8 protein-coding genes are annotated in these 14067 nt (G+C 71.2%); 3 read left to right on the forward strand and 5 right to left on the reverse strand.

What is annotated here, in order from left to right:
• Window positions 1-23: 23 nt before the first annotated feature.
• From ACZ7L9_RS09885 to ACZ7L9_RS09900, 4 genes are all read right to left on the reverse strand, one after another.
• The gene (locus ACZ7L9_RS09885; RefSeq protein WP_471414037.1) at window positions 24-1262 is read right to left on the reverse strand and encodes a cytochrome P450; all 1239 of its coding nucleotides are present in this window, start codon (window positions 1260-1262) and stop codon (window positions 24-26) included.
• Between the two features lie 60 nt (window positions 1263-1322).
• Entirely contained in the window at window positions 1323-2717 is a 1395-nt protein-coding gene (locus tag ACZ7L9_RS09890; protein WP_471414038.1) for an NAD(P)/FAD-dependent oxidoreductase, read from the reverse strand.
• The gene (locus ACZ7L9_RS09895; RefSeq protein ID WP_471414039.1) at window positions 2707-2958 is read right to left on the reverse strand and encodes a ferredoxin; all 252 of its coding nucleotides are present in this window, start codon (window positions 2956-2958) and stop codon (window positions 2707-2709) included. Before ACZ7L9_RS09895 ends, ACZ7L9_RS09890 begins: the two co-directional genes overlap by 11 nt.
• 687 nt (window positions 2959-3645) lie before the next feature.
• Entirely contained in the window at window positions 3646-5160 is a 1515-nt protein-coding gene (locus ACZ7L9_RS09900) for a carboxylesterase/lipase family protein (protein WP_471414041.1), read from the reverse strand.
• A gap of 67 nt (window positions 5161-5227) precedes the next feature.
• Between ACZ7L9_RS09900 and ACZ7L9_RS09905 the strand changes: the two genes are divergently transcribed.
• Complete coding sequence (locus tag ACZ7L9_RS09905) at window positions 5228-5827, forward strand: TetR/AcrR family transcriptional regulator (RefSeq protein WP_471414042.1); 600 nt, start codon at window positions 5228-5230, stop codon at window positions 5825-5827.
• Between the two features lie 516 nt (window positions 5828-6343).
• On the opposite strand, the gene ACZ7L9_RS09910 is transcribed toward ACZ7L9_RS09905, so the two are convergent.
• Entirely contained in the window at window positions 6344-9115 is a 2772-nt protein-coding gene (locus tag ACZ7L9_RS09910; protein WP_471414044.1) for a hypothetical protein, read from the reverse strand.
• A 937-nt stretch (window positions 9116-10052) separates the two neighbouring features.
• Here ACZ7L9_RS09910 and ACZ7L9_RS09915 point away from each other — a divergent pair.
• Window positions 10053-10898 (forward strand): hypothetical protein, encoded by an 846-nt coding sequence (locus tag ACZ7L9_RS09915; protein ID WP_471414045.1) that lies wholly within the window; start codon window positions 10053-10055, stop codon window positions 10896-10898.
• The gene (locus ACZ7L9_RS09920) at window positions 10891-14061 is read left to right on the forward strand and encodes a hypothetical protein (RefSeq protein ID WP_471414047.1); all 3171 of its coding nucleotides are present in this window, start codon (window positions 10891-10893) and stop codon (window positions 14059-14061) included. Before ACZ7L9_RS09915 ends, ACZ7L9_RS09920 begins: the two co-directional genes overlap by 8 nt.
• Window positions 14062-14067: the final 6 nt, after the last annotated feature.

The raw sequence follows: 14067 nt of genomic DNA on the forward strand, positions 1-14067 counted from the left end.
TCGGCGGTCCCCGACGTGAGCCACTACTGGGTGCGGAGCCCGTCGAACGCGATGTTCAGGTGACGGGGGCCGCGCAGCACGGCGTTCTGCCGGTACGGGGGCGGATCCTCCACCAGCCGGGGGCCGTCGAGCCTGCGGGCGAGCGCGGTCAGGGCGAGCTGTGCCTCCAGGCGTGCGAGGGGCGCGCCGAAGCAGTTGTGGATGCCGCTGCCGAAGCCGAGGTGCTGGTTGTCCTGCCGGTCGGGGTCGAAGCGGTCCGGATCGGGGAAGCGTCGCGGGTCCCGGTTGCCGGAGGCCAGGACGAGCCAGAGGGAGGCGCCCTTGGGGATGGTGGTGCCGGCGATGTCGATGTCCGCGAGGGTGGTGCGCTGCGGAAGCAACTGCACGGGGGGTTCGAAGCGCAGGAGTTCCTCCACGATCGGCAGGGCCGCACCGGGGTCGTTCCGCAGTCGTGCCAGGACGTCGGGGTTGCGCAGCAGGGTGAGCATCCCGTTGGTGATGAGGTTGACCGTGGTCTCGTGACCGGCGATCAGGAGCAACGCGGCCGTGCTGAGCACTTCCATCCGGGTCATCTGCCCGTCCGGGCCGTACTGGGTGACCAGTGCGGAGAGCATGTCGTCGCCCGGTGCGCCGCTGCGTTCGTCGATGAGCCCGGACAGGTACTTCCCCAGCTCGGTGCGGGCCTGCTGGGTGACGCGGCGCTGCTCGCCGGGGTCCTGGCCCGGGTCCGGGTCGAGTCCGGCGGCGATGGTGTCGGCCCAGGAGTGGAAGAGCGCCTCGTCCTCGCGCGGGACCCCGAGCAGTCGGCAGATCACGGTGACGGGAAAGGGGTACGAGAAGTCGTCGACGAGGTCGACCTGGTTCCGGTCCCTGAAACCGTCGATGAGGTCGGAGACGATCCGGGTCAGTTCGCCGCGCATGTTGTGGACCCGCCGGGGGGTTTCCGGCGGCCCGAACGGGCGCATCGTCATGCGGCGCAACCGGTCGTGCTCGGGAGGGTCGAGTCTCAGGAAGGCGGGCGGCAGGGCCGACGCCTCCTCCTCCTGGAGCAGTGTGCCCGCGGCACTGGGGGAGAGGTTGCGCGAGTCCGAACTGATCCGTGGATCGTGCAGCAGACTCTTGATCTCCCAGTACGTGCTGACGACGAACAGGTCGGCCCCCTCCTGAAGCACCGGTGTCTTGCGGAGCTCGGCGTACAGCGGGTAGGGGTCCGCGCGGCTGGAGTAGTCGATGATCTGCCGCAGGAGCGTGGCTTGCGTCATGGTGGTGTCCTTGGTGGCGCGTCCTTGTGGGCGTGGGACAGCGGGCTTCTCGGGCCTCGATCAGGCCCGTGCGGGGACGAAGGTGATCCGCTGGTCGGTCGGTGAGTAGCCGCTCACGGTGACTGACGGTCCGTGGGTGGGCAGTGAGGGGTCCGGGAATTCGGCCGGGACCGGGCGCAGACCCTCGGGACGGCGGTCCACCGAGGAGTAGGCCGGCGGGAACGGCGCAGCCGACTCGATCTGGCGCTGGTAGAACTCCAGCCACTTCGTCTGGTCGAAGGTGACGGCAGCGATCACGCGGCCCTGATATCCGTACACGCAGGTGAAACGGTGATCGGAGAGCGATCCCTGCGCGACGATGATCTCCTCGCCCAGCGACGGGACGCCGACCGACTTGATGTTGACGCCGAACTGGGCGGACCAGAAGGCCGGTACCCACAGGTGCGGGCGGCGCTCCGAGCTGCTGCTGATCATGTTGTGTGCCGCGGTCTCGGCCTGAGCGACGGCATTGCCCCAGTGTTCGAGGGACAGGAACTGGTACCCGAAGAGCGCGTGCGGGGACCGTGCCACGTCACCGGCGACGAAGACGTCGTCGGTCACGATGCCGCGGACGTCGAAGGCCCGGCACCCGGCGTCGCAGGCGATTCCGCGCGGTCCGGCGCCGAGCCCGGATCCGGCCAGCCACTCGGTGTTCCGCGTCGCGCCGAGCGAGACCACCGCGACGTCCGTGTCGAGGGTGGTGCCGTCGGACAGATGAGCGCGCCGCAGGCGCCCTGCCGGGTCGCCCTCCAGGCTCGTGACCATGATTCCGCAGCGCAGGTCCACGCCGTGCTCCCGCTGCAGCTCCGCGGCCGCCCGGCCGACCACCCCACCGAGGGCGCCTACGAGCGGCGCCGCGCCGCGTTCGGCGACGGTCACCGGCAGCCCGCGCTCGCGGCAGGCCGACGCGATCTCCGAACCGGTGAAGCCGGCGCCGATGACGAGCACCCGGCGGGGGGATGCCGCCAGCCGCCGGTGCAGCCGGGCCGCGTCGTCACGCGTCCGCAGGACGAAGACCCCGTCCAGCTCGGCCTCGGCCTTGTGCGGCCAGGGCCGGGCGTGAACGCCGGTGGCGATCAGCAGCCGGTCGTACTCCACTTCGTCCCCGTCGGCCAGCCGCACCCGCTTGGCCGCCATGTCCAGTCCGGTGGCGGCGACACCGAGCCGCCAGTGGGCGTCGAGTTCGAGACGCCGTGGCAGCGCGGTGCGATCGGCGGTGGCGTGGCCCAGCAGGACCTGTTTGGAGAGCGGCGGCCGGTCGTACGGTTCATGGGGCTCGTCGCCGATCAGCGCGAGCGAACCGGTGAAGCCCTCCTTCCGCAGGGTCTCCGCAGCCCGGAGACCGGCCAGAGAAGCGCCGACGATCACGATCCGCCCCTCGCGCCTCAGCCACGCCAGAGCGCCGTCACCGGACACCGGACAGCCCCTCTCGCAGGGGGCCTTGTCCGGCCCGGTCCGACGCGTCGCCCAGGTCGTCCACCAGGATCGCCCGCACGGGACACGCGGTGGCGGCGCGCATCACCTGCTCCCGCTGCGTCCCGTCGGCGTGCGGGTTGTACAGCAGCGCCTCTTCGCCGTGCATGGCGAAGACATCGGGTGCGAGGAAGGCGCACTGGGCGTAGCCCTGACACCGGTTGAGATCGACGACAATCCTCATCAAGGGGCCGCCCTTTCTATGAGTACCCCCGCCTGAGCTCCCCTTAGCCTGCGAGCACCGTTCAGGATCCGCGAGCAATGGCGGACCAATGGGGTCATCGAGCGCCTTCCGGGAGCGCGCGGGGCGTCGACGGCAACCGTGCGCGCCTCCTTGGCCACGTAGTGGCCGCTCGCTGCGCCGGCAGAAGGCGTGGACCATGCCCCGCGTGCAGGAGCTCGGGATATTTCTCAGGAAGAGGTGGCAAACCCCTTGACCTGGCTCAAATAGTGAGGAAAATCGTCAATACACCAGAAAACCAGAGCGAGCCGCACCGTTGGTGAAGACGTTCACTGATACGCGTGACTCACTTATTGGCTCTGGCCAGGCCCCCGGCAGATCCTCTCGATCCCGGAGTTTTCAGCGACGGCTGAAATTCACGGAACCCCGAAGGACTACCGGGGACTGCATGTGTCCGGGCCGTTTCGCGCGGGAGGGCGAACCCGCTCGGGAGCCGCAGGTGGGTGCCGCGCATCCCGCGACCGGACCAGACGCAGGCGTGCAAGGGGTCATCAGGCCTGAAGTCGAGATGCAGCCGGCTCTTGGGATAGGCCTCGGCTTCTGGCTGCTCGTCTACGTCGTGACCGACCTGTTGGGGCACCGGCTGGGCCCCCACCAGCGCGTCCTATGCGCGGACGCCGCCTGAGCCGGTCATCCTCGGCCGGTGGCGACGTCGAACGGGGCCGGGGTGTGACCCTCCCAGATCAGCCTGGAGACCTCTTCGGGATAGGGCACCGTTGTCGACTCGGCGTCCAGGACGCGGGTGAGCCGCTGATCGGGGTGGTACGCCGCCCATCCGGGGTCGCCGGTGCCGGCGAACCGGACCCATGCGTCTCCGAGCTCCTGGGAGACCCGGAGGACCGCGGGACTGGGTACGTCGCCGAACACCCCTCTGCCGGTGGGGCTGTCCAACGTGCCGAAGGCGAGGGGCACGTCGAGACTGTGACAAGCCCCCAGGGCACCGCAGAACGCGGTCGAGGCCAAGCAGAGCTCGAAGAGGTACGACGTACCGCCGGCCACCGTGTTGGCCTGCGCCAGGTGGAGAGACGGCATCCGGAACAGCGCGTCGGATTCCACCGACTCCAGCAGCTCGCCGGCGGTGGCTCCCGGGAAGGCGGTCCGGTAGGCGGCCGCTCCGTGCGGCTTCGGGGCGAACAGGTCGAGGGCGGTCCGGGCGTCGTCGTCGGTGAAGGTCCCCCACCGGCCGGTCATCACGGAGAAGAGCCGGAACTCGTCCCGCGTGTGCCCGACGAGGAGCTCGATGCCGTCCGTGCGGCCGCCTCCGCCCAGCGCGGACCACGGTGTCTCCGGCAGGACGTCGGTGTCCACCACGGGGCAGACGGCCACTCCCAGCTGGGCCAGTCGACCCCAGCGCGCGGGGTCGGTCGCGAGGTCGGCGCCGAACGCGGTGAGCTCATCGGCCAGACGCCACGGATCGACGTCGCTCACGGCGTCGGCGGTGGGCGGCATCCCGAGCCGGCCCGCGAGCACGGCGGCCACCTGTTCGGCCAGCGCGGGAGTGATGTGGCTGCCCGGCACCGAGTGGGTGATGGCCCGGCGGAACAGCCCACGCGCCGACCTCATCGTGAGCAGAGCGGCGATCGACCCCGCTCCGGCGGACTGGCCGGCCACGGTGACCAGGGAGGGGTCGCCCCCGAATCGTCCGATGTTGCGCTGCACCCACTCGAGCGCGGCGATCTGGTCGAGGAGTCCCCGGTTGGCCGGAGCGCCTGCCAAGTGGGCGAACCCCTCGACGCCGACCCGGTAGTTGACGGTCACCACGACGAGCCCGGCCCGGCAGAGCCGCGCGGCGTCGTGCGTCGGGTCGCTGCCCACGCCCGTGATGTAGGCCCCGCCGGGGATCCACACCATCACCGGCAGGCCCGCCGCCCCGGGATCCGCGGTGGAGACGTTGAGCGTCAGCCAATCGGTCCCGTGCGCCGACTCGGCCTGGACCGGCCCGGACTGCGGAGGCAGCGGACCGAACTCGGTGGCCTGTTGCGTGCCGTCCCAGGGCGCCGGCGGTGCGGGTGCGGCGAAGCGGAGGCCACCCACTGGGGGGCGGGCGTAGGGAATGCCTCGGAACTCCGCCATCCCCGAACGCCAACGCCCCTCGACCGCACCCTCCGTCGTACGCACGCGGGGGTGGTCCGTTGTGGCACCCATGTCGCTCCCTCCGTTACCCTTTCCAAGTCAGCTGTATTGTTACATGTATCCGGGAGAGGAGGTGGACGTGCCGAAGCAGGTCGACCACCGCGGTCGTCGGGAAGCGATAGCCCGTTCCCTGTGGCGGGTGGTGGAGGAGCGCGGACTGGCCTCGGCGACCATGCGCGAGGTCGCCCGCGAGGCAGGCGTCTCCCTCGGACAGGTGCAGCACTACTTCTCGTCGCGGACCGCCATGCTCACCTTCGCCATGGAATTCGCCTCGGAGCAGACCTCGCAGCGGGTCGCGCACAGCCTCCGCGCGCTCGACCAACCCCCGCACCCCAGGGACGTCCTGCGAGTGACCCTCAGCGAGATGCTGCCCCTGCATCCGGACTCCCGCGCTACAAGCCGAATGAGCGCCGCCTACGTCCTGGAGACACTGCACGACCCGGAACTGCACGAGCAGGTCCGCGACGGGCTGCGCAATGGACGGGCCATGATCGAGCACCTGATCCGTCAAGCGATCGCCGACGGCCACATCGCCCCGGACCGCGACCCACTCGTCGAAACGGACCTCCTGCTCGCCCTCACCGGCTTCACCACGCTCCTCGACCTCCACGTGATCGAGGCCCATCAGGCGCTCACCGCCATCGATCAGTACCTGGACCGGCTCTTCACCCGCACGTAGTGACGACCCGAGTGGGCATGCCGAGGCCCGATGCGGCGCGACGAGTTGAACCTGTCGCATGACGTCCGAGTCCGCTGCATCTCGACAGGACTCGCCGCTGTGGTTCAGGCCTCCGACCCGCGCGGGAGCCGGTCCCCAAAGGCGCATGGGCTGATGCTGTTGGTCAGCGGGGCAAAGGGCGGGTGCTTCGCGCGGTTGCGCTCGATGCTTCGCCAGCAGACCTCGGGGTCGCGTGGGGCGGCCTTGTCCAGGTCGCGGCCCATAGTGTCGTCGGGGCCTTCGGGCACAGCTACCCCAGCTGGGACTCTGCTGGTAGTAGCGGTCGAGTCCGGTCCCGGCGTCATTCTTGCCCGTCGCCCCGGAGGGAGCCGCAGTGGCCGTCGAGGGGGAAGCGGGTTTCCGTGGCCCCCGCGTGGCCCCCTCACGCCGATGGCACCGGCCCCCGTGGCGGGGGCCGGTGCCATCGTCCAGGTGGTGCGCTCAGGCACTGTCAGCGCGGGACGTGGACCCCGGGCGTCAGCCCTGGCGCGCGTCCGTGACCTTCCCCGTGAGGAGGGGGCCCTCCATCCACTCGTCCTCCTTGAGGATGTACACCTGCATCCGCAGGGACTTCTCGGACTCGGTCAGCGCGTTGGTGACCGTGGGCACGGACACTTCGGTGCTCGTCTCGCCCTTGGGGATGGACACCCAGAGGGAGGGACTGTCCGTGGACAGGGGCCGCTCCGGGTCGGCTGCCTCGCCGAGCTCGGAGAGCCATTCCTTGTCGACGTCCTTCGTGGACAGTTCCGTGCCCTCGGGCACCGGCAGGAGGTCGAACCGCGTCTCGATGTTGGTGTCGGCGGGCTCTGAGAGCTCGACCTTCCAGGTGAGCTTCTCGCCCTCGGTGACCGAGTCGGCGACCGGGGTCACGGTGACCGTGGGCATGGGGTCGTCGTTCTCGACGAGCACGCCCCCGAAGGCGCCGCCGACCGCCGTGCCGCGCACGGGCTTGGCCGCGACCTCGTGACGCAGGTCGTAGTTGTAGCGGGTGTTGCCCTCGACCGTGATCGACACGCCTGCGGAGCCACCGGCCTTCACCGCCACGGTGCGGACGGTGGACTTGTAGGTCTCCGGGTCGCGGACGGCGAGCTTGATCACGCCGGTGCCCTTGCCGGTGACCCGGACGGGCACGCGGTAGGTGCGGGTGCCGGAGTCGCCCTCCTTGACCGTCAGCCTGCCGATGTCGACACGCGGGAGCGCGACGGGGCGTACCGCCGGGGTGCCGGGGCGCCAGCCCCAGGCGTCCATCAGCCAGAGCTCGCCGGAGCTGCTGCGTGGAGTGAGCTCCAGCGACCGCGCCCGCTTCAGGTCGACACCTGCGCTGACGGCGGCCTTCAGCGGGACGCGGACCTCACGCGCCCAGTGCGCGGCCGTCGAGTCGGAGCCGGGAAGGCCGTCGACGGTGACCTGACCGAGCCTCACCCGCTTGCCGGAGGTGTCGGTGAGGGCGACGTCGAGCCGGGTGCCCCGGGTGTTCGGCGGCACGATCACCCGCAGGGCGAGCGCGTCGGAGCCCGCCAGCGAGAAGGCGTGCTCCGGCGTCAGGCGGACCGGGGTGCCCGGCTTGGTCCAGCGGGCCGTGACCGCGTTGCGGCCCGGCTCACTGGTGGTGTCCGCCCAGGACGCGAAGTGTGGCGAACCGCCGGGGGCGGAGTCCGGCCTGCAGGCCCGGGCGGTGCTCGTCGTGATCTGCCGGCACACGCGCCCGTTCGTCACCGAGAGCGGGTCGTCGGGCCGGATCGCCGGGATGCGGTTGGCGCCGACGGCGTGGGTCAGGATCAGGGCGGGGCCGGCCGAGGGCGCCCGCCGGTCGGAGCCGTCGAGCAGCGGGCGGACCCGGTCGTCGCCCGCGAGGAAGAGCCGCGCGGCGGCGGCGATGTAGGTGGTGCCCGCCGCCTGCTGCTGCTTGGCGCTCAGCCGGGTCTTGGCCTGTGCCGAGCAGACTGGGTCCGGGTTGTTCTTGTCGTCCCAGAAGTCGTCGGCGGCCGGGGCCTCGGCCTGGCCGGGCGTCCACTCCGTGTTGAAGTAGTTGTGGTTGGCGCCGACCATGTACACCGCACTGTGCAGCGCCGTGCCCCGGCCGATGCCCCGGGTGCCGTCGAGGTAGATCTGGCCCTGGAGGTCGCTCACATCGCCGTCACAGCCCGGCAGGATGGTCATGGAGGGCACATCGGGCGTGGGGTTCTGGCCGAAGATGGTGGGGCCGATCAGGACGGTGCCGCGGATCCGCCAGCTCACCGGCCCCCGGTAGCCGTCCTCGGCGGGCGGCGGCGGGGAGACGCTGTCGAGAGCGGCCCGGTTGACGCCCTCGCCGCCCCGGGAGTGACCGACCAGCAGCACCTTCGAGAGGTCCGCGGGCTCCGTCGCGCGCACGGCCTTGGGGGCCTTCGCGGGGTTCGCGCCCCACTCCGCCCAGCGGGCGAGGTGCTGGCGGACCAGGGACGAACGGGCTTGCGCCCCGAAGTCGGCCGCGCGGCCGTCCTGCGCGTTGACACCGTTCGCGGAGATGGAGACCGTCACATAGCCCTGGGACGCCAAGCGCTTCTGGTCGTGCAGAAAGCCGCGGTAGCTCGGGACCTCCTTGTTGCCCGGCTTGCACGGCCACTCCATGCCCGCGCTGTTCTTGCCGGGCTCGTAGCAGGTGGCGCTGCGGCCGTGGAGGAAGAGCGCCATCGGCCGCTTCCCCGGCGCGTTCGTCGGGCCGACGACCGTGGCACGCATCTCCACGGGCTCGGCGTAGCCCGGCAGCCTCACCGACTTCAGGGCGTACTCACCGCTGGTGGTGCGGTACTTACCGGCGACACCGGGGTCGACCGGGTTGGCGGGGAACGGTTCCTGGGGCGCCGCCGCGGCCGACGAGCGCCGCTGACCGGGTGCCTGGTGGGCCCCTGCGGCGTCCAGCCGCCGCGAACCGGCGACCACCTGGAGTTCGCTCACCGGGCCGACGCCTGCCCCGTCGAGGCGGAGCCGGAAGGTGCGTTGGTCGGGGGAGGGCTTCGGGACGCCGAGGGTCCGCTCCCCCGAGCGGAACTCGACCAGGGCGCCGCCCATGCCCACGGGCTCGGGCGAGCTCCAGACCAGCTCCCCGCCCTCGACACGCCACCCTTCCGGCAGCCGCTCCCCGGAGGCGCCCGGCGGCGCGCCGGGTATGGAATCGGCGGCCGGTTGCGCGTGCGCCGGCCCTGGCGCACCCGCCGCCAGCGCCACGGCCGCCAGGGCAGCCGTCAGTGCGCGTGAGACCTGTCTCACGATGGTGTCTCCTCGTCGTTGGTCGTGCTTCAGCGCCCCAGGAACCCCAGGAGCCCCCCGCACCGGGGAGAGGGTGACGTGTCGTCACCGGTTGTCCCACCTCGGAAACCTGACAGGAATCTGACAGGAGCCGAACATGAGCCAAACAGGAGCCGGACGGGAGTCATGGGGCCGGTCCGCTGATCGAGGAATCCTGGCCCGGAGCGGCGGTCCGACGTCCGTACGGCGGGACGCGACCTGCCCGCTGCGACGCGAATCACCTGGCTCTTCGTGGCTGCACTGGCTTCCGTGGTCGTCGCCCCGCCGGCCTTCATGCTGAAAAGGTGCTCAAGGACAGGACAATCCGAGGCTGTCTTCGTAACCGGCACGGCGTTCGCCGACTGCATGGTCTTGTGCCTCGGGGTGCTCACCGCGGCCTTCGGTACCTGACCGGACGGCGAGCAGAACGCCAAAGGCCCGGACAGGCAGCGCTGTCCGGGTCGTAAACGGTTCGAACCCGTCACCCCACGACTTCGACGTATTGCCCGGTGAGAGCAATGGCGGAGGATACGAGATTCGAACTCGTGAGGGGTTGCCCCCAACACGCTTTCCAAATGTTCGTCCGGGGGTCCAGCGGGGGCCGCAGGCGTCCTGACCTGCGGAGGAGTGTTCGGGGTGCTCTCGTCCGGACGGGGCTGGACGGGGGTGAATGAGACCAGAACTGAGACCACAAGCCCCGGCCGTCTTACGAGGTCAGTCCCTCTGGCGCCTCTCGTGCATGAAGGGGACATCCTCTCAGCGACAGGTGATCCAGAACCCACGTTCAGGGATCGCCGACACGTACATCGGGTGTGGGTGCAGGAGATGTCCGCTAGCGCACCAGCCTCCAGGTGCTCAGGCGCTACCCTTTTGGGGTGCTGGTCTGGGATGTTCTGGACAGTCAATGGGGGAGGCGAGCGTGGCCCATATCGTCGGCGTACACGGCATCGGTTGGTCCTGGAAGTCGCGCGAGGAGATGCACGAGACTTGGCACGGTGCGCTGAGCACCGGCCTGCGGAACATCCGGTATCCCGACGCCGGGGCGGTGACGTTCGAGGCGGCCTTCTACGGGCACCTGTATAACGGCGGCACGGGCAAGTCCGGCGGTGATGTGCTCTATACCGCCGCCGACGTGGCCGACGGCTTCGAGTACGAGCTGCTGGAGGCCATGGCACGGGAGGCGGACCCGGCGGCCTTCGACGAGGAGAACGCCGAGCCGGCCTCCAAGGGGCTCGTTGTCCGCGGCGCGCAGGCCTGCCTCGACATCCTGGAGAGGACGCCGTACCTCGGTGGCATGACGGCCTCGCTCCTCATCCGCCAGATCAAGCAGGTGCACCGGTACTTCGAGGACCCGGCACTGGGTCAGGAGATCCGGGGCGAGCTGGAGGCGGCGATCCAGGAGGACACGCGGGTGGTCCTCGCTCACTCGCTGGGGAGCGTGGCCGCCTATGAGGTCCTGTGGAACCTCAAGGGCGTCCGGATCGACACCCTGATCACCATGGGCTCGCCGCTCGGGCTCAAGTCCATCCGGCGCCGCCTGGCCCGCTCGGCCGACGCGGAACCGGGGCGCCCGCCGTCCGTGCGCCGCTGGGTTAACGTGGCCGCCGAGCAGGACGTCGTCGCCCTGCGCAAGCGCATCACGACCCTCTACGGCGGAGACGTCGAGGACTTCGTCGTCACCAACCCCCGGCTCCACATGCACGACTGCACCCGCTACCTAACCAACCTGCGGACCGCTCGCGCAGTCGAGGCAGCTCTTGGGTGAGCGGTGGTTCTTCCTGGCGGGGGAAGGCGCATACGGCGAGGAAACCGGCCTGGCGCGACTCGAACACGTCCCGGACGAACTGAACTTGATGCGCCGCACGCTCCAGGACCTGGGGATGCGGGAGATTCCCAGGCCCGAGGGAGCGGCCGGGGAGCGGGGCTTGGAGGACGTGTGCCACGACCTCGACAAGTGGTTGGAGCCGGTGAGCCGCGGCGAGCAGGAGCCACCACTGTCCCTGTTCGTCTACTGCACGGGGCACGGCGTGCGGAAAGGCGTCACGTGGGGCCTGGCCCTGCCGACGTCCACACGGCGGACGAAGGATCTCCTTCAGCCGGCGGACATCATCAACACCCTGTACGGGGAGAAGCTCTTCGAGCAGGCGGTCATCGTCCTCGACGCCTGCTACTCCGAGCCCGGCGCGGGCGGTGCCATGGAGACCCTTCAGAGTCAGGCAGCCGTCGGGAGCGTCGAGTACGACGCCTGGGTGATCGCCACCGCCCGCAGAACGCAGCAGGCCCAACAGATGGCTTTCGCCCGCGTCTTCGCCAAGACGCTCTCCCGAAGCGACGGCACGCAAGAGTTCATCGAGCCCTCTGTCCTCGTGGAGCAGCTCAATGCCCATCTGCCGACGGCCAGCCAGGAAGTCTGGGTGCACTCCGCCGGCCGTCGGGGCTGCCGCGCGCTGCCGGATCCGGCGTACATGCCCCGGACATCGCCCGACTGGCTCGACCGGGACCTCGACGAGTGGTCCCACCTCGCGCGCGGCCGGAGCAGGCCGGGCCAGGAAGGCTGGTACTTCTCGGGCCGGACGAAGGAGCAGCGGCGTCTCCGCGAGTTCATCGCCGGCGGCGGCCCGGCCGGGCCGCTCATCCTCCGGGGCGCGGCCGGAGTCGGCAAGAGCGCGCTCCTCGGACACCTGGCCGTGTGCGGGAAGACCGAGTGGCGGCGGTTACTGCCGCCCGTCGCCCGGCGCGGTCTGGTCCTCCCGGACGACTCGGTGCACGCACTCGTGTCCGCCCAGGACGCCAGCGTGTCGGGACTGGCCCGGCGGATCTCCAAGGCGCTCGGCCTCGACCTGGGCAACGCCCCGACTCCGGACGAGCTGTGCGAGGCCCTGGAGGGCCTGCCTCCCCGGACCGTTCTGGTGGACGACCTCCATCTGGCGGACGACGAGCCCGCGGCCGTGGTCACGGACCTGCTCGACCCCCTGGCCGAGTACGCGCGCACCACCGTCATGGCCTCGGCCGGCCACGCCGCCGCCGCCGACGCGGTGTGGCAGAACCTCCAACTGCCGGTGTTCCAGCTCGACACCGACGTCGAGGGCGTCCGCACCTATGCCCGCGCACGGGGCGCCGACGAGGTCGCCGCCGCCTGCCACGGACACTTCGGGGCGGCGGTTCACGCCGTCGACGACTTCCTCGGCACCCCGCACGGCCGCGACGGCGGGACGCGAGCGCGGCAAGCGGCCGGGAAGGAGCTGAAGAACTTCCATCAGAGCCTGCTCGCCTCCCGTGGCCGCCCGGAGGACTGGTGCCGGGCGATGCTGGAGCCGGTGCGGGCCGCGGCGGCGTGCGGGCACGATGCCGGCCTGACGGCCGAGCACTGGGCGGCGCTCGCCACGGCTGCGGACCGCTCCGGCGGGACGTACAGCCCCGAGGAGGCGAGGGAGGCCGCGGAGCTGTTGGGCACCTCGGTGACGGACACCGCGGGTACGGGTGCCGATACGGGCAAAGGCAGGGGCCCCGGCTCCGCCACGCCCTCGTCGTGGCGCCTCGCCACCCCTTTTGCGCCGGAGTCGTGCGGGTCGGAGTTCGCCGAGGCGGTACGGGACTGCCTGCCCGTGCACGCGTCGGGAGCCGGCACGGGCGGAATGTCCGGCGAGCCCGGGATCGACTGGGCGGCGGACACGGCCCTGACCGCCCTGTTCGCGGCCGCCGCCCAACGCTTCGACCAGAAGTTCGTCACCGAACTGTCCTCGCTGCCCTTCTGGGCCGCGCTGCCGGGCGACGCCCTCGCCCGGCAACTGGGTGACGGTGGGACCCGGGTCCTGCCGGAACCGGTCGGTGCGGGCGTACGGACCCAGACGCCCGGACTGCACCAGGCGGAGCGGGTGTTCCAGCTGAAGCTCAGCCTCCTCAGGTCCGGAGACGATGGCCGCGGTCTGAACCCGCGCGGGGCCGGCGCCGGCGTCGATGTCCTGTGGGCCACCCCCAAGGACGGCGTGGCCGTGCCCGACCTCTTGGCGGTCGCGTCCGGCGCGTCCGGCAACGGCTATGTGGTGACCACCCACGGCGACGCCTCGATACGGCTGTGGGACCTGGCGGACGGCACACCGCTCGCCGAGGCGGTGCGGTCCGAGGACGACGGCATCGCCTCGCACCTGGCGCTCGCCGTCGTCGACGACGAGCCCGTCGTCGCGCTCGTCGCGGACGGCGCGGGACTGCTGTGGCGGCCGCTGACGGGCCGGGACCCCGAGCCGCTGGCCGCGCTGGACGGGGCGACGGCGTTCTCGCTGCACGGCGACGGCCTGCTGGCCGTCGCCAGGGGCGCGCGGATCGAGTTCGTCGAACCGGGCGCCACCGGACGGACCAGGTCGTTCGCCGTGCCGGGGTCGAGCCGCGTCACCCAGGTCCACCTGGGAGGCGAGGCCGGCGACAGACGGCTCGTCGCCACCACCGAGTTCGGCACCGTGACCGCGCGCGTCCTGGACACGGGAGTGACGGCGGTACGGCGCCAGCCGCTGCTGATGCCCTCCGCTCAGCACGCCGTGGTGTCGTCGAGCGGCCGCACCGTGGGCATGCTCGATCGCAGCGGGGGGCTGTTCGTGTGGGACGAGAACCACGGGACGAGAGGGCTCGGCATCCCCGCAATGCGCGACGGAACGCTCGCGTTCGCCGTCGGCGACAGCCTGGCGGCCGCGTCCGGTGGCGCGCAGAAGCCCTGGCTGTGCCTCCTCCCGGCCACGTCCGGTGACGAGCGGCCGGTCTCCCGGCTGCCGCTGCCGGACCAGACCGTCGCGCTCGCCTTCGACACGGACGGTTCCCGCCTGGTGGTGACCGATCTGCGAGGAGTGTTCTGTCTCGACGTCCGCCCCGATCCGCCCCGACCGGCCACGGTCGATCCCGATCCACCCGGCCTCGTCCCCGACGACCGACCGCAGTGAGGAGGC

Source organism: Streptomyces sp. NPDC111516 (assembly GCF_055635345.1).

Bases quoted from the DNA above. Each gene is read 5' to 3' on its own strand.
- ACZ7L9_RS09885 (WP_471414037.1), bottom strand. From the start codon at position 1,262: ATGACGCAAGCCACGCTCCTGCGGCAGATCATCGACTACTCCAGCCGC.
- ACZ7L9_RS09895 (WP_471414039.1), bottom strand. From the start codon at position 2,958: ATGAGGATTGTCGTCGATCTCAACCGGTGTCAGGGCTACGCCCAGTGC.
- ACZ7L9_RS09900 (WP_471414041.1), bottom strand. From the start codon at position 5,160: ATGGGTGCCACAACGGACCACCCCCGCGTGCGTACGACGGAGGGTGCG.